The following is a 15845-nucleotide window of genomic DNA, read 5'->3' as shown; positions in this document are numbered from 1 at the left end:
ATGAAAATAGCCCCAATGTTGGGGCTATTTTTATTTTAGATTATTTTAAAAGATAAGCACGTAATTGCGCGAAGTCGTTATCCATTTCATCAGATAACAATGGCAATTTATTGTGTTTATCTAATGCTTCAGGCAGTGGTAAATCTAACGCTAAAATGCGTTCAACCGACTCTTTGAATTTTGCCGGATGTGCTGTGCAAAGGAAAATACCTGTTTCACCTGCTTGAAGTTGGTCTTTTAACACTTGATAAGCGATCGCACCATGCGGTTCGCATAAATAGTTTTCAGCATACATTGCTTTTAAGGTTGCTTCAGTTTCTGCATCGCTGAGCGCATCTGAACCTAACTCACTTAATGCCCAACCGTTATGTTTAAATAATTCTTCTACACGTGGCCAGTTGTTTGGACGGCTTACATCCATCGCATTTGAAAGCGTCGCAACAGTCGCATTTGGTGACCATTCGCCTGATTTTAAATAACGTGGTACGGTGTCATTTGCGTTGGTTGAAGCGATAAAACGTTTAATTGGTAAACCTAATGTTTTCGCAATTAACCCCGCAGTTAAGTTACCGAAGTTACCACTTGGAACTGACACAACAACCTCTGAACGTTTTTCTTTTGGTAACTGTGCAAAAGCTTCGAAGTAGTAACAGATTTGCGCTAATAAACGGCTGATGTTGATGGAGTTAGCTGAGTTCAAACCAATTGCTTGGCGTAATTGTGCATCATCGAAAGCTTGTTTCACTAAAGCTTGGCATGCATCAAAATCACCATTGATTGCCACAGTGCGAATGTTGCCACCTAATGTGCAGAATAATTTTTCTTGAAGCGGGCTGATTTTACCTTTCGGATACAAAATCACGACGTTGATATTTTCTAAACCATAGAAGGCATGCGCAACTGCTGCGCCGGTATCGCCAGAGGTAGCAGTTAAAATGGTAATTTTACCATCGCCACGCACAGCACTTAACGCTTGTGCCATAAAACGGCCACCGAAATCTTTAAATGCTAATGTTGGGCCGTGGAATAATTCTAATGCATAAATACTATCAGAGACTTGCGCAAGTGGTGCTGGGAAAGTGAACGCATTTTTTACCATGCTATTTAAAGTGGCTTCTGGAATTTCTTCACCGATAATTGCAGAAAGAATTTTTTGGCTGCGTTCAACTAATGGCAGCGCAAGTAGTTCATCAATGTTATCTAATTTAGGTAAAACTTCAGGAAAGAATAAGCCTTGATCTTTCCCTAAACCTTGACGCACGGCTTGGGCAAAGTTTACTTGCTCTTCAGGATGTTTGATGTTGTATAAGTTCATGAAAATGGAATCCTTTATCTTAGAGTAAAATCTGCTTGATTGTAGCTATTCCCTTTAATTAGTCAATGCAACATCTGCAAATAAGCGGTATGATTTGCTTAAAATTTTGCAAAAGGAGGCTATATGCAAACGACAATTCGGGTCATTCCAAATCAAAAACAAATCGCGCTTGTGGCTCACGACCACTGTAAACAAACTTTATTGGATTGGGTGAAAAAACACCAAGATGCGCTTTCTCAACATCAGCTTTATGCAACGGGTACAACAGGGCATTTGCTTGCACGCGAAACGGGTTTAGCAATTACGCCATTATTAAGCGGCCCAATGGGCGGAGACCAACAGCTTGGTGGGTTAATTGCGGAAAAGAAAATTGATGTGCTCATTTTCTTTTGGGATCCGATGAATGCGGCACCGCACGATCCAGATGTAAAAGCGTTAATGAGAATTGCAACAGTCTGGAATATTCCCGTTGCAATTACGCCAAGTACAGCAGATTGCCTATTGGCTTCATCGCTTTTTGATCAGCCAATTGAGGTAGAAATTCCAGATTATGAAGGTTATTTAGCTTCACGCTTATAATTTGTTAAATAAATGTGAAATTTAATTGCTTTTGTGATCTGCTTCACGGCATTTCTGAAAGAAAATCGCTAAACTAGTGGCATTTTTAAACGACATTGAGGCGTGAATATGCAAACATTTAATACAAAAAAAGTAGGTTGGGTCGGTTTAGGACAAATGGGCTCACCAATGGTAGGTCATTTGCTCCACGCTGGTTTTGAGGTGGAAGTTTATAACCGCAGCCCTGAAAAGGCACAAGCGGTAGTAGAAAAAGGTGCGCTATTAGCACCGAACGTAGAAACAGTTGCGCAAAATAACGATGTTCTTTTTCTGATGGTCTCTGATTATCCAGCGATTGAAAGCTTATTAACACTGGCAGTACTTGCGGCATTAAAAGGCAAAGTGGTTGTGAATATGTCTACCGTTTCGCCAACGCAGAATCAATTGATTGAAACACAGCTAAAATCACACCAAGTACATTTTATTGAAGCGCCAGTTTCTGGCTCAAGTAAAGTTGCAGAAGCTGGTAAATTATTAGTACTCGGTGCAGGTGATAAAGCCATTTTTGACCAACTTGTGCCCCTTTTTAACGCATTTAGTAGCAAAGTTTATCATTACGGAGAAGTGGGCAAAGCGGGCGGTGTGAAATTAGCCGTAAATGCATTATTGGGTATCTTTAATGAAGCCTATGCAGAAGCGCTGGTTTTTGCTGAGCAATTTGGTATCAATCAAGCTGATATTATTGACACCATTGCCAATGGCGCCATGAATTCACCAATGTTCCAAAGCAAAATTGCGATGTATGAAAGTGGAGAATTCCCGCCAGTCTTTATGCTAAAACACATTACTAAGGACTTAAACTTGGCTGTGGATGAATTAGAAAAAGCTAACAAACGTTCGCCACTGATTGAAAAAGCTGCGAAAACGTTTAGTGAAGCGAACCAAACAGCGTTAAGTCAGCAAGATTTAGCGAGCATCTATACTTACTTAAAAAAATAAAATCAATAATTTGTTGGGAGACAAATATAAAAAAAGCGTTGCCGTTTAACACGACAACGCTTTTTTTATATTTGTATTTGCAAATTCTGCATTAAATTAGACCGCTTGCGCAGTAGGTTTTGTTACCGCTTTTAGCAAGACATAACCAATTACAGCCGAACCTAACGTACCAAGTAAAATCCCTAAGCGAGACATTGGTAGTAAGGCATGGTTTGCATTTTCTCCACCGAAGGCGAGACCTGCGATAAACATCGACATAGTAAAACCGATACCGCATAGGATGGAGATAGCAAAAATATGTTTAAAGTTAACGCCTTCCGGTAATTTCGCAATGCGGAATAACACCGAAACATAACTAAATAGGAATACGCCAATTGGTTTACCCAGTAATAAACCTAACGCAACGCCTAATGGTAATGGTGAGGTAAGGTCACTGAAACTCATGCCTTCTAATGAAACGCCGGCATTCGAGAATGCGAATAATGGCAGAATTAAGAAGGTACACCATGGAGCAAGAATATGTTCAAGGTGATAAAGCGGAGTTTCACCGTTTTTCCCTTTTAATGGGATCGCAAAACCGATAATGACCCCGGCTAATGTTGCGTGCACGCCTGATTTTAACACTGACACCCAAAGAATTGAACCGACGATGGCATAGTTAAGTAAGCCAATCACTTTAAAGCGGTTCATCACAAACAGCGCAATGATCGCTAGACTTGCGATGGTAAGGGCTGAAACACTCATTTCATGCGAGAAGAAAATCGCAATCACTACGATAGCGCCTAGGTCATCAATAATTGCTAAGGCAAGTAAGAACATTTTTAATGCAGGTGGCACTTGTTTACTTAATAGTGCAACAATACCTACAGCAAATGCAATGTCAGTTGCCATTGGAATTGCCCAACCATCTTTAAATTCTGGATGCTGATGGTTAATAAATAGATAAACTAGGGCTGGCACAATCATCCCGCCGATAGCCGCTAACGCTGGGAAAATGGATTTTTGTATGCTAGAAAGTGAGCCTTCGAACATTTCTCGTTTTACTTCAAGCCCAACTAAAATGAAAAACACCGCCATTAAGCCATCGTTAATCCACATTAAAATAGGCTTATCAATCCCAAAATCGCCAAATTTAATCGTGAAGTGGGTTTGTAAAAAATTAAAATGGTTCTCTGCAAGCGGTGAGTTTGCTACTAACATTGCAAGAATGGCAGCGGCTAATAATAGGATTCCCCCAGCAGATTCTAGTTGCACAAAATGTTTAATTTGCCTTTGTAATTTATTCATTGTTTGTTGCATTTTTTTACTCCTTATTTCTAATCCCTATGCTATAACATTTCTGCCCTAAAATAAAAAGTATTTTGCGATTCAATTTTGGTAAACTAGTGTAAGTCAAATGGCAAAAAGAGAGAAGAAAAATGGCAAATGAGTGGCTTTATTGGGCAATAGCATCCGCATTTTTTGCAGCCTTAACTGCAATTTTTGCTAAGGTTGGCTTAAATGGAATAGATTCAGATTTCGCTACCTTTATTCGTACTTTAGTTATTATTGCAGCATTGGCTTTATTTTTAACCTATACCCACAAATGGCAGCCACTTGGTTCGCTAAATGGTAAAAATTGGCTATTTTTAATTTTATCTGGTTTAGCGACAGGGTTATCTTGGTTGGCCTATTTTAAAGCGTTACAGATGGGAAATGCTTCACAGGTTGCTCCAATTGATAAATTTAGCCTGGTTTTAGTGACGATTTTTGCCGTGATTTTTTTAGGCGAAAGACCGAGTGGGCAAGATTGGGTTGGTATTGGTTTAGTTGCTGCTGGCGTACTGACATTGGCGTTTAAGCGATGATTGAAGTCTGTTTTGCACATTGCGATGCGCCTTTACCGAAAGATTTTCACTTTAACTTACCACTTCCTTCTAAAGATGCGTTACCTCGTTTGTGGCAACGTTGGAAGAGTCGCCGAATGGCACATTTCTTATTAACAGAGCTAGGCAAGCAACAAGGTATTGAGGCGGTTAATTTCATGCAAATTCAGCGAGAAGCTAACGGTCGTCCATATATCATGCTTGATGGGGTTGATTTTAATATTAGCCATTCGGGCGAGTGGGTGGCGGTGATGCTATCTAAATCACAACCAAAGACGATAGTTGGGATTGATATTGAACATCCGCAAAGAGTCCGCCGATTTGAGGCGCTATTACGCCACTATGCCGATGAGGTAGAATGCTTGGCATTATTAGAGCCTGTAAAGCATCCATTACCAGATTTAGCTTCGCGTTTTTATTTAAGTTGGTGCTTGCGCGAGGCGGTTTTGAAAACCCAAGGTGTTGGCATTGTGGCTCTTAATGAAGTGCGCCATTTGCCTGAAAGTCAGCAACTGTTTTCTAGTCATTGCCCAAAAGGATGTTTACATTTTTATCATCAATTGCCGTTCTTTTTAGCTTATTTTTGGCAAACTTTTCCATTAGCGAAAACGAAACCTAATTTATGGCAGTGGACAGGCGATTGGCAAAAAATCGATCAAATTCAACCGCTTGTTTATCAAGTTAATCCGTTTTAGGAGCAAATCAAATGAGTCAAATTCTACAATTTTCACATCAAGATTTAACGATTTTAAAAGAAGAAACTGTTTATAAAGGGCATTTTGAACTGAAAAAAATTCACTTTAAACACAAGTTATTTAATGGCGGAGTAAGTGGAGAAGTCGTTCGTGAGTTGTTAGTAAAAGGCGCAGCAGCAGCCCTGATTGCATATGATCCTGTATTAGATAATGTTGTATTGATAGAGCAAGTACGCATTGGCGCATATGTTCCAGATTCAGATCGTTCTCCATGGTTGCTTGAATTAGTAGCAGGCATGATTGATAAAGGTGCAGAGTCTCCAGCAGAGGTTGCGATTCGGGAAGCGCAAGAAGAAGCCGGGCTGACTGTTTCAAATGTTGAACATGCTTTGAGTGTTTGGGATAGTCCAGGTGGTCAATTAGAACGCTTGCACCTTTTCTTAGGTTTAGTTGATAGCAGCCAAGTAGGCGGTATTTACGGTTTATTAGAAGAGGAAAATGAAGATATTTTGGTTCATGTTGTGAGTCGTGCACAGGCTTATCAATGGGTCGTCGAAGGCAAAATTGATAACGTGATTGCGGTAATTGGTTTGCAATGGCTTGAATTGAACTACCAAAAATATCGTAATAATAAATAGGTATAAAATCCTTTAATTTTCCATCTTTTCCAAGAAAAATGTGGCATAGTTCGCATTTTCAAACATTGCTTACTGATTTTGCCTGTTAAAACGCGTAAAGTAGGTGCGTTTTTTTGGGGGATGGAATGCAACAGGTTTATGAATTGAAAAAAGAGGCAACGGAAATTCGGTTGTTACAATTAACCGACATGCATTTATTTTCCGATCCTCAAGCGGAATTGTTAGGGATTAACACGCAAGCTAGTTTTCAAGCAGTGTTAGATGAGGTAATAGCTGAACCTCAGCCACATTTTGATGCGGTATTAGCTACGGGAGATTTGATTCAGGATTCTCAAGTTGAAGGCTATGATTATTTTGCCCAAATGGTACAGCCTTTAGCATCACCCGTTTTTTGGCTAGAAGGTAATCATGATGAACAGCCCCAAATGCGCACAAAATTGGCATCATACCCTTATATTTATGCTGAAAAACAAATTTTAGCGGGTAAACATTGGCAAATTTTATTATTAAATAGTCAAGTAAGTGGTTGCCCAAGAGGGTATCTTTCCAAAGAACAGTTGATTTGGCTAGAAGCTAAACTGGCAGAACACCCAGAACGATTTTGTTTAATTGCATTGCATCATAATCTTCTTCCGACGCATTGTGCATGGTTAGATCAACATTGCTTACAGAATACGGAATATTTTGCTGAAGTGTTGGCTCCTTTCAAACAAATTAAAGCTATTTTACATGGGCATATCCATCAAACCGTAGATAGTGCTTGGCATGGTATTCGGGTGTTAGCCACACCTTCGACCTGTATTCAATTTAAACCAAACTGTGATGAATTTACCTTAGATTTACTGGCGCCTGGTTGGCGGGAGTTAGTATTAAAGGCTGATGGACAGATAGAAACGATCGTCAAGCGGTTAAAAACGCAAACTTTTTTACCAAATCTTGAGGCTAAAGGTTACTAGTCGATTTTCATTCATTTTCGGTAGATAAAAAAAGAGCTAGGTGTTACCCTAGCTCTTTTGGATCTACATAATGAATAAAATTTTCCGATGACAGTTTCCTACCATCGTAATGTCTGACAGAGCGTTTTTTCGAAAGTTCAAAAAAATTTTAAATTTTTTTAAAAAAATGTCAAAAAAATAATTTTTCTCTAAAAACGTTGAAAATACAGGCTGTTTCTGGTGGTTTTTTGTTATCTATCTACTTTGTAAAACACCTAATAAATTTGACCGCTTGTAGGTAAAAAGAAAATAAAGATCAGATTATACAGAACTAATCGGATCCAGTATAATCTTACCTTTCGAATATTATCATGTAAGTAGTAAAAGAATGAATTTATTTGGGACGATTTACGATAAAATCATTGCGTGGTCAAAGCATAAATACGCTGCGTATTGGTTAAGTTTTGTCAGCTTTATTGAGGCAATTTTCTTTCCTATTCCGCCTGATGTGATGTTAATTCCAATGGCGATGAGCAAACCACATCATGCAACCAAATATGCCATTTATGCGGCAGTTGCTTCAGTTGTTGGTGGCGTAATCGGCTATGGCATTGGTTATTTTGCATTTGATTGGGTAAAAGATCTCATTAGTAGCTGGGGCATGCAAGCGTATTTTGAACAGGCGATGGAATGGTTTAAAACTTGGGGCGTATGGATTGTTTTTTTAGCAGGTTTCTCCCCAATTCCATATAAAGTATTTACGATTTGTGCAGGTGTGATGCAAATGGCATTTTTCCCATTTGTGATTACCGCTGCAATTTCTCGTTTCGCTCGCTTCTTTCTTGTGGCAAAATTGTCTGCTTGGGGCGGAGAAAAATATGCAGACAAAATTCGTCGCTCAATTGAATTGATTGGCTGGGGAACGGTTGCCGTTGCCGTGGTCGCTTACATTATCTATCAATTATTAAAATAAAAGGATACCTTATGAAAAAATCATCTTTTTTACTGCCGTTAGTTGCGGCTTTTGCATTGGTAGGCTGTACTAACAATAACACCTCTGAATCTGACACTGGTGCAGTGGTTGAGAATGCGGTAGGTTCAACCAATATGAATAATGGTGGATGGCAATCTGGCGATATTACGCCAACAGCAATGCCTTCTTCAATGAATCAACCAGTCAGTACACCAACTTATGGTGCAAGCGCGCCAGTTGCAACAACGCGTGCGCCAAGTACTGCACCAGTCGCAGCCCTAACCAGCTATGGTGCTAATACTGAAACTGTAGGTAATTGCCAAGTGGTTCGTAATGCAGATGGCACGCCTGTCTATGCACAAATGACGAAAGGTTGCTATACAGATAGTACTTACACCGTCGGCGCACAAGATACGCTATATTTAATTTCTTTCTTATCTGGTTCTTCAGCTAATCAAATTGCGCAATTAAATGGGATTAGCACTTCGACTAAACTCAAAGTTGGTCAATCTTTACGTGTGCGTTAATGGGGGCTAAATGAAAAAAACATCATTAAGCTTAGCTGTTGTAGCAATTGCATTAAGTGCTTGCCAGGCAGAAGCGCCAAAACAAGCTGATCCAAATGAATTAAGCCCAGGCTTAATGCAACCAGTTGATGGTTCTGGTGCACAAGCAGGTAGTTATGGTTGGGATGCAGGGATTCAGCCAGCATCAATGCCTTCATCAATGAAATAGTAGGGTTTCGCATGCAAAAAAGATTTATTTTATTACCGCTTGTTGCCAGTATTTTAACGGCATGTTCAGCAAACTCACCAGCACCGGTTGAAAATGCTAAAGATAGTAATGTCTTAAGCCCAAGTTTACCAACCCCTGTAGAGGGAACGAGTGGTACCACTTATGGTTGGCAGTCGGATATTCAACCGAGTAGTGCTCCAGTAACACCTATTACCCCGACAACAGCAACACAACCTAATGTGGTGAACCCTGTGATTACAGAACAACCCGCGCAACCGACCACAACAACTAAAACGGTAAAGCGTACGAAAACTGTACAGAAAAAAGTTGATCAAAATTTTGCTATCCCGCGTGATTCGAATAATGCACCAGTATATAGCCAAATCAAAAAAGGCTTCTATGACGGCTCAACTTATACTGTTCGTAAAGGCGATACCATGTTCTTAATCGCTTATATTATTGGTAAGGATGTAAAAGAATTAGCTGCACTTAATGGCATGAGCGAACCTTATCAATTAAGCGTTGGACAAAAATTAAAAACAGGTAAATCAGGTACTGAAACTATCACGGTTGAAGAAACTGTCACAGTACCAGTTAAACCACAAGTGACTTATCAACAAGGCGCAAATGGCACCATTTATTCTTCAGAAGGCGACATTACAGGTCCTGTGAAAGCAAGCGCAGGTTCAGCGGATACAGTGCCGGTTGCAAATGGCGGTATTCGTGCTTCTGTGGGGAATCCTGCACAAATTCAAACCACAAGTACCTCTAGTGCGGCAACGAATACAGGTATTGTGGCAACAGCAGGTACTGCTACATCAGGCAGCACATATAGTAAGCCAGCACCGAATGCGCCAGCTTCCTCTTTTGCATGGCAATGGCCGACTGCAGGTCGTGTAGTACAAGGCTTCTCTGCATCAGAAGGCGGTAATAAAGGTATTGATATTGCCGGTAATAAAGGCCAAGAGGTTAAAGCTGCTGCAAATGGTAAAGTTGTTTACGCTGGTAATGCATTAGAAGGCTACGGTAACTTAATTATCATTAAACATAGCGATGACTTCTTAAGTGCTTATGCTCACAACGATAGTATTAGTGTAGATGAGCAAGATACCGTAAAAGCTGGACAAACCATCGGTAAAATGGGTAGCACAGGAACTAACACCAACAAACTTCACTTTGAGATTCGTTACAAAGGGAAGTCAGTTGACCCAGCTCGCTACTTACCAAAACGTTAAAATCACTAACCGCTTGTTAACTGACAAGCGGTTATTTTTTGAAAGGAATTTGCAAATGGCAACACATTTAACCCGTTGTGGTTGGGTGGGCGAGAGTGATGTTTATATCCGCTATCATGATGAAGAATGGGGCAAACCTCAGTTTGATTCGCTTAAATTATTTGAAAAAATATGTTTAGAAGGCCAGCAAGCGGGACTTTCTTGGATTACCGTATTGAAAAAACGCGAAGCCTATCGTGCTGCATTTTTTCAATTTAACCCAGAAAAAATTGCTCAAATGACAGAGACTGATATCGATTTGTTGATGGAAAACGCTGGGCTGATTCGTCATCGAAAAAAGCTTGAGGCCATTGTTAAAAATGCGAGGGCTTATTTAGCTATGCGAGAGAACGGAGAAGATTTTAGCCAATTTATTTGGTCATTTGTCGGTGGCAAGCCACAGATCAACAATGTACCGAACCTTTCATGCGTACCTGCTAAAACAGAAACTTCTAAAGCACTTTCTAAGGCATTGAAAAAGCGGGGATTTGTCTTTGTTGGTGAAACGACTTGTTATGCTTTTATGCAATCAATGGGCTTGGTGGATGACCATCTTAATGACTGTTTTGCCAAAATGCAGGAAGGGAATTAAACATACTCTCTTTCTATATTTTTTCTTTTTTGAGGGGAATTAAATTATTTTTAGTGGCAATCGGTTGCTTAAATTTTCGCCCTTTTTCTCTAAAGAAAAATCCTTTATGATGTCTTTCTAAGAGGCATTACTTTTGAAGGAGAGAATATGAATAGTGTTCCATTTAGTATTGAATTGTTAGGTTATATTGCGACTTTTTTAGTGGCAGTATCATTTTTATGTAAATCAATGACCCGTTTACGCGCTATCAATGCGCTAGGTGCAACATTGTTTGTGATTTATTCATTGATTATCTCAGCTTATCCTGTGGCATTGCTTAATGCCTTCTTAGTTTGCGTGAATCTTTACCAACTTTGGCTTTTAAAACAAAAGGGCGAATTGGTTTGGTAAATCAGTCTTAAAATTTGACCGCTTGCAAAATTGGCGTAAAACTGTTGAAAGTTTTACGCCGATTTGTTTTTATGCTGCTTGATTTTGTGTGAATATCGCTCGCAAATCTGCTTCAATTAGATGCCCTAATTTCCCCATGCGGAAATTCGCTCGGATAGCTTCTCGCTGCTCGGGTTCCTTAGCCATTTTAGCTTGAATGCTAGCAGGAAATTCACTCAGTACCAAGGTGGTTTCCTCTCCATTTAGGCGGAAAATACTTGGGATTTTTTCCTCTGCCATGACAACTTGTTGCTGCGCTTCGCTATCGTAATGTTTGCGTTCTTTCTTCTCTTTACGCGAGACATAACTGACATGAATATTAGGATTAAGCTTTGCCATGCGTTGGAAATAGGCTACCACTTCTACACAATCTGGGCAGAAGGGTTCTGCCATCACAAGATAGTGGCTGGGTGATGAAATTGCTTTAATCGCGGCTTCCGTTTCAGCACTAAGTTGTACGCCAACATACACATCTAACTGATTTTCACGATCTTCTTCGCTATTAAATTCTAAATATTCATAAAAATGCGCAGCCATATTGCTCTCCTATTGGGCATAAGTAATGACTTTAATCACTTTTGTCACACCACTAACATTGCGGGCAACTTCTGCTGCGGCATTTGCTTGTTGGGCATCAAGTTTACCCATTAAGAACACTTCGCCATTTTCAGTAATGACTTTTACTTCAGTGGTTTTCACTTCTGAATTAACTAATAATTTTGATTTAATTACGCTAGTGATATAACTATCAACAGAAATTTGGCTAACATTGATTTTTTCACCAACACGGATTTCGTTATAAACATCATTCACGCCATTCACACCAGCTGCAAGGTTTTTAGCGCTTTCGATAGCTGATTGATTCGGTGCTTGACCAATTAACAAGATTTTACCGTTATAAGCCACGACGTTAATACGCGCTTCTTCTTTGAGTTGTGCGTCATTGTTAAGGTTATGAGCTACACGTTCTTCTAAAATTTCATCATCAATTTGTGTACCAGCTGAACGAGGATCCGTTGCGACTTTGGTTGCAACAGCTGCACTGGTGACAACGGCTGTAGCCAAACAGCCTTGTAAGCTAAGAAGGGATACACCAGTTAAAATAAGGGTTGAGAGTCGTTTTAACATAGACATAAATACTCCTGTTTATTTTTAGGAAAAAAGTAGGCTATCAATCAGCTCACCGAGTAAATTGACGCAAAATTGGTGGCTTTCTAAAATTCTTGCCTCATTGTGTGAAGGAATGATGATCTCTAAATCGTGATCATCAAGTAATCCTTTAGTATGATCGTTTCGGCTACTGCTAAATGCCAAAATATTCATGCCAATATTTTTTGCAGCATGGCTAGCATTTAAGACCGCTTGTTCATTGCCTGAAGGCGAGAAAGTAATGAAAAGATCGCCTTCTTTACCAATAGCTTGCAGCTGTTTGCTATAAAGATGTGCAAGTTCATTTTCTTCAACCATGACGCCAGCAAGCACGCCGTCAAAATGTAATAATTGCGCGGCAAAGCTTGGTCGAGCCAGTTGATAACGATGCAGAAGATAGCTTACTAATAGTTGTGCATTGATATAAGAACGCCCATGTCCGCAAACAATAATTTTGTTATCACTAAGTAGGCATTGCACAATGCGTTGCGCGCACTCATTCAAAATTGGTGGCATTTCATTTGCCATTTGAATTTGAGTTTGGATACTTTCGTTAAACTGCGCTTGAATTTTTTCTAACATATCAGCCTGCTCAACAAATAAATAATTAGCCAAGGAAATTAGGAATCCAAAGCGGTGGTTGGTTGCCTTCAAATGCAACAACATCAAAACGGCAGTTAGCGGTTTCTAGGCTTTGTTGATGGTGTTTCATTAGCCATAAATTTGCAGCTTGTTGCCATTTCTGTTGTTTACGGTAGTCAATGCTTTCTACGGCAGAACCGAATTTAGCACTTTTACGTTGGCGAACTTCGACAAAGACGAACGTTTCTTGCGCTTGCATGATTAAATCTAATTCGCCACATTTAAAGGTTGCATTGGCTTCAATAAATTTTAGCCCTTGCGATTCTAAATATTGACGGGCTTGTTGCTCATAGATTGAGCCTTGTGCCCGTCGATTAGTTTGATTAACGAGCTTGTTCCACAGCGCCATTATGATATTGCATCCATGACAGTGAGCGTTCAATTTGGCAGTTTCTGCCTGCACTTAAGTTCCCTGTTAAACCAGAAACTTGATAGCCTGGAATTTTGCTCACTTCATTAAATTTATTTGCAAGTAACCAAGCATCTGCTCCCATAGCATATAAGCGCATTCTTTGGAAATCGCTCGCTGTGAGTGTGGCAGCTTTTTGATATTCATCTGAACTTGGATCTGCTAATAATGGAATTTCGCTGAATTTTACACCTTCCATTGCTGTGTAATAGTCTGCGCCATTAGTTGGGGCATTACTGCGTGATGAAGTGTAAATTGCGAAAACGCCTTTCAGTGGCGTAGAATCTACACCTTGTTTAATTTCATACACTTGTTCTGCGGTACCGAGTAAATACAGACCACCTTGGCTTGCATTTGTGCTTTGGATACCTGCAGTCGCATCTTCGCTGCTGTTGTAGTAACGCACATCAGCATCGCTACCGGTTAATTGGCGCCAGCGAGTGGTAAAGGCATCTGCAGCTCGTTGACCGAAATCATCTTGTGGCGCAGAAACATATGCATTACGTTGTCCGTCTTGGAACATTTTCTCTGCGGCTGCTTTTGCTTCAGCTTCAGGCGATAGACTATAGTAACAAACTTGCGACAGTGCTTTAGCATTTGGTGTTGCATTTAACGCTAATACATTTACCCCATTGATTGCAGGGCTTGCTAATAGGCTATCGATTCGGTCTTTTAATAATGGACCGACAATTAAATTTGCACCGTTTTGTTTTGCTTGCTCAACTAAGGTGGCTGGATCGGCTGAATCGGTATCTAACACTTGAATGCGAATTGGGTTATCGCCTTTGGCTTCATCAAAACCACTTTTAATGATTTGACCTAAGGCTTGAGCCTCTCCGCTTAATGGCAATAACAGTGCAATATCATTAAGCTGAGTTTGTTGATAGCTATTCACGCTTTGTAACTCAGAAGGCAGTAAATTCGTCGCACTGTGTGTTGGATATTGAGCACGCCAGTTATTCATGGCTTGCTGCATTTGTGCAGGATTGTTAACGTTTTGGTTATAAGCCGTAATGAGTGCAATCCAACCCGCAAATTCAATTTCTCCAGCTTTAATGCTCGCCTGTTCAATTGTTGCACGGTTACCTTTTCTTAATGTTGACCAGATTGTATCGTTGTTTTCCTGACGCGCTTTATTATCAGTTAAATAGTTATTCATCATTGAACGTGCGCGGACAATTTCCACTGGGTCACGTTGGTTTTCAGCAATGTTAGCTTGTGTTTGATAAAAACGTAGCATTTGAACTTGGCTTAATTGTGCAAGCGGTAGATTTCTTAATAAAGTTTGTGCCTGCTCATTGTTGCCACGCGCAGCATATAATTGCGCAGAAACTAAAGCATATTCTGTTTTTTGCACTTCATTTTTTTGTAGTGCTTCCATCAATTTAGGCGCATTTGTTAATTCATCAAAAGTGTTTTGCGCTTCTTCTGCTTTATTTTCTTCAATCAATTTACGCACAGCTAAAAGATGATAAGTGATTTTATCTTCTTCATCTTTTACGCTATCAGCTTTGTTAATATAAAATTCAGAACTTGCATACGCTTCATTTTTAATCGATTGCGTAACTAGATTTTCTGAAGCGCAAGCAGAAATAAGTAGGGCAAGTGCAGTTGGCATAAAGACAGTTTTCATTTTCTGTTTTAAAATAGTTGCCATATATAACTCCAAGATTAGTGTCATTGAGCAATGTGCTCAGATAATGTCAAATCTTACTTATCAAACGATGTAAAATCAAATGAAAAACGAACAAAAAGGCATATTGTATATTGTTGCCACGCCCATTGGAAACTTAGGCGATATTACTCAGCGCGCATTAGAAACTTTCGAAATAGTCGATTTAATTGCGGCTGAAGACACTCGTCATAGCGGGCTATTATTAAGTCATTACGGCATTAAAAAGCCTTTCTTCGCTTTACACGATCATAATGAGCAGCAAAAAGCCACTGTTTTGGTTGAAAAGCTCCAACAAGGTATAAATATTGCTCTGATTTCAGATGCAGGTACGCCACTAATTAGTGACCCTGGTTTTCATTTAGTTCGTCATTGCCGTCAAGCGGGTATTCAGGTTGTGCCGATTCCTGGCGCTTGCGCAGCAATTACTGCGTTATGCGCTTCTGGTATTGCATCAGACCGTTTCTGCTTTGAAGGGTTCTTACCGGCAAAATCAAAATCTCGTTGTGATAAGCTTGAAGCTTTAGCCGAAGAGCCTCGCACCTTAATTTTTTATGAATCTACCCACCGAATTTTAGAGACGCTTGCAGATATGCAAACAATCTTTGGAGAGGAACGCTATATTGTGATGGCACGAGAGCTGACCAAAACTTGGGAAACGATTCATGGCGATAGCTTAGGAAAGTTAATCTCATGGCTAAAAGAGGATAGTAACCGCATCAAAGGAGAAATTGTATTAGTGGTGGAAGGAAAGCCGGAAACTGAGAGCGCAGAATTTTCTTCACAAGCGGTCAAATTATTGGCCTTACTTTGCAAAGAGCTGCCATTGAAAAAAGCAGCCGGTATTGTTGCAGAAACTTTTGGTTACAAGAAAAATGCGCTTTATCAATATGGGCTGGAAAATTTAGGCGAGAAATAGCTTTTTTGCTTTGTCTTTTGGTATGAAAAAAAGAATCCCCTCTTTG

The 15845-nt window shown here is 39.9% G+C and carries 20 protein-coding genes; 13 read left to right on the top strand and 7 right to left on the bottom strand.

Annotation, left to right across the window (positions count from 1 at the left end; all coding sequences use genetic code 11):
- Positions 1-40 precede the first annotated feature (40 nt).
- Complete coding sequence (thrC, locus tag HMPREF1128_RS07185; protein WP_007525835.1) at positions 41-1315, bottom strand: threonine synthase; 1275 nt, start codon at positions 1313-1315, stop codon at positions 41-43.
- Between the two features lie 123 nt (positions 1316-1438).
- On the opposite strand from thrC, the gene mgsA reads away from it, so the two are divergent.
- Together mgsA and HMPREF1128_RS07175 are read left to right on the top strand one after the other, a co-directional pair.
- A complete protein-coding gene (gene mgsA / locus HMPREF1128_RS07180; RefSeq protein WP_007525890.1) occupies positions 1439-1894 on the top strand; it encodes a methylglyoxal synthase in 456 nt (151 codons plus the stop codon).
- A 108-nt stretch (positions 1895-2002) separates the two neighbouring features.
- Complete coding sequence (locus HMPREF1128_RS07175; protein ID WP_007525901.1) at positions 2003-2872, top strand: NAD(P)-dependent oxidoreductase; 870 nt, start codon at positions 2003-2005, stop codon at positions 2870-2872.
- Between the two features lie 96 nt (positions 2873-2968).
- Here HMPREF1128_RS07175 and nhaA read toward each other — a convergent pair whose 3' ends face one another.
- Positions 2969-4171 (bottom strand): Na+/H+ antiporter NhaA, encoded by a 1203-nt coding sequence (nhaA, locus tag HMPREF1128_RS07170; protein WP_007525895.1) that lies wholly within the window; start codon positions 4169-4171, stop codon positions 2969-2971.
- 119 nt (positions 4172-4290) lie between these two features.
- Here nhaA and HMPREF1128_RS07165 point away from each other — a divergent pair, with 119 nt between their 5' ends.
- The 10 genes from HMPREF1128_RS07165 to HMPREF1128_RS07120 all read left to right on the top strand — a co-directional run bounded on the left by HMPREF1128_RS07165 (position 4291) and on the right by HMPREF1128_RS07120 (position 10969).
- Positions 4291-4719: an EamA family transporter gene (locus HMPREF1128_RS07165; RefSeq protein ID WP_007525892.1), complete on the top strand. Its 429-nt coding sequence runs from the start codon at positions 4291-4293 to the stop codon at positions 4717-4719.
- The gene (locus HMPREF1128_RS07160) at positions 4716-5432 is read left to right on the top strand and encodes a 4'-phosphopantetheinyl transferase family protein (protein WP_007525849.1); all 717 of its coding nucleotides are present in this window, start codon (positions 4716-4718) and stop codon (positions 5430-5432) included. Before HMPREF1128_RS07165 ends, HMPREF1128_RS07160 begins: the two co-directional genes overlap by 4 nt.
- Positions 5433-5443: 11 nt before the next feature.
- A complete protein-coding gene (gene nudF / locus HMPREF1128_RS07155) occupies positions 5444-6070 on the top strand; it encodes an ADP-ribose diphosphatase (RefSeq protein WP_007525785.1) in 627 nt (208 codons plus the stop codon).
- 125 nt (positions 6071-6195) lie between these two features.
- Positions 6196-7026: a 3',5'-cyclic-AMP phosphodiesterase gene (gene cpdA, locus HMPREF1128_RS07150; RefSeq protein WP_007525827.1), complete on the top strand. Its 831-nt coding sequence runs from the start codon at positions 6196-6198 to the stop codon at positions 7024-7026.
- 367 nt (positions 7027-7393) lie between these two features.
- Entirely contained in the window at positions 7394-7978 is a 585-nt protein-coding gene (locus HMPREF1128_RS07145) for a YqaA family protein (protein WP_007525816.1), read from the top strand.
- Between the two features lie 11 nt (positions 7979-7989).
- Complete coding sequence (locus HMPREF1128_RS07140; protein WP_007525804.1) at positions 7990-8505, top strand: LysM peptidoglycan-binding domain-containing protein; 516 nt, start codon at positions 7990-7992, stop codon at positions 8503-8505.
- A 10-nt stretch (positions 8506-8515) separates the two neighbouring features.
- The gene (locus tag HMPREF1128_RS07135) at positions 8516-8713 is read left to right on the top strand and encodes a hypothetical protein (protein WP_007525821.1); all 198 of its coding nucleotides are present in this window, start codon (positions 8516-8518) and stop codon (positions 8711-8713) included.
- An 11-nt stretch (positions 8714-8724) separates the two neighbouring features.
- Positions 8725-9948: a peptidoglycan DD-metalloendopeptidase family protein gene (locus HMPREF1128_RS07130; protein WP_007525855.1), complete on the top strand. Its 1224-nt coding sequence runs from the start codon at positions 8725-8727 to the stop codon at positions 9946-9948.
- Positions 9949-10003: 55 nt separating this feature from the next.
- Complete coding sequence (locus HMPREF1128_RS07125) at positions 10004-10579, top strand: DNA-3-methyladenine glycosylase I (RefSeq protein ID WP_007525829.1); 576 nt, start codon at positions 10004-10006, stop codon at positions 10577-10579.
- A 147-nt stretch (positions 10580-10726) separates the two neighbouring features.
- Complete coding sequence (locus tag HMPREF1128_RS07120) at positions 10727-10969, top strand: YgjV family protein (RefSeq protein ID WP_007525853.1); 243 nt, start codon at positions 10727-10729, stop codon at positions 10967-10969.
- A gap of 69 nt (positions 10970-11038) precedes the next feature.
- On the opposite strand, the gene HMPREF1128_RS07115 is transcribed toward HMPREF1128_RS07120, so the two are convergent.
- The 5 genes from HMPREF1128_RS07115 to HMPREF1128_RS07095 are packed head-to-tail and all read right to left on the bottom strand — an operon-like array spanning position 11039 to position 14865.
- Positions 11039-11545, bottom strand: coding sequence for a thioredoxin family protein (locus tag HMPREF1128_RS07115; RefSeq protein ID WP_007525877.1), 507 nt, complete (start codon positions 11543-11545; stop codon positions 11039-11041).
- A 9-nt stretch (positions 11546-11554) separates the two neighbouring features.
- Positions 11555-12142, bottom strand: coding sequence for a division/outer membrane stress-associated lipid-binding lipoprotein (gene dolP, locus HMPREF1128_RS07110; protein ID WP_007525798.1), 588 nt, complete (start codon positions 12140-12142; stop codon positions 11555-11557).
- Between the two features lie 18 nt (positions 12143-12160).
- Positions 12161-12739: a D-sedoheptulose-7-phosphate isomerase gene (locus tag HMPREF1128_RS07105; RefSeq protein WP_007525903.1), complete on the bottom strand. Its 579-nt coding sequence runs from the start codon at positions 12737-12739 to the stop codon at positions 12161-12163.
- Positions 12740-12764: 25 nt separating this feature from the next.
- Positions 12765-13148 (bottom strand): YraN family protein, encoded by a 384-nt coding sequence (locus HMPREF1128_RS07100; RefSeq protein ID WP_007525876.1) that lies wholly within the window; start codon positions 13146-13148, stop codon positions 12765-12767.
- Positions 13123-14865: a penicillin-binding protein activator gene (locus HMPREF1128_RS07095; protein WP_007525871.1), complete on the bottom strand. Its 1743-nt coding sequence runs from the start codon at positions 14863-14865 to the stop codon at positions 13123-13125. The genes HMPREF1128_RS07100 and HMPREF1128_RS07095 overlap by 26 nt, the downstream gene beginning before the upstream one ends.
- Before the next feature lie 79 nt (positions 14866-14944).
- Here HMPREF1128_RS07095 and rsmI point away from each other — a divergent pair, with 79 nt between their 5' ends.
- Entirely contained in the window at positions 14945-15799 is an 855-nt protein-coding gene (rsmI, locus tag HMPREF1128_RS07090) for a 16S rRNA (cytidine(1402)-2'-O)-methyltransferase (protein ID WP_007525908.1), read from the top strand.
- The last annotated feature ends 46 nt before the right edge of the window (positions 15800-15845 follow it).

Source organism: Haemophilus sputorum HK 2154 (assembly GCF_000287615.1).
GTDB classification, from domain to species: Bacteria; Pseudomonadota; Gammaproteobacteria; order Enterobacterales; family Pasteurellaceae; genus Haemophilus_A; species Haemophilus_A sputorum.
Note: the sequence above shows the minus strand (reverse complement) of the source record. Positions and strands in the feature narration are given on the sequence as shown.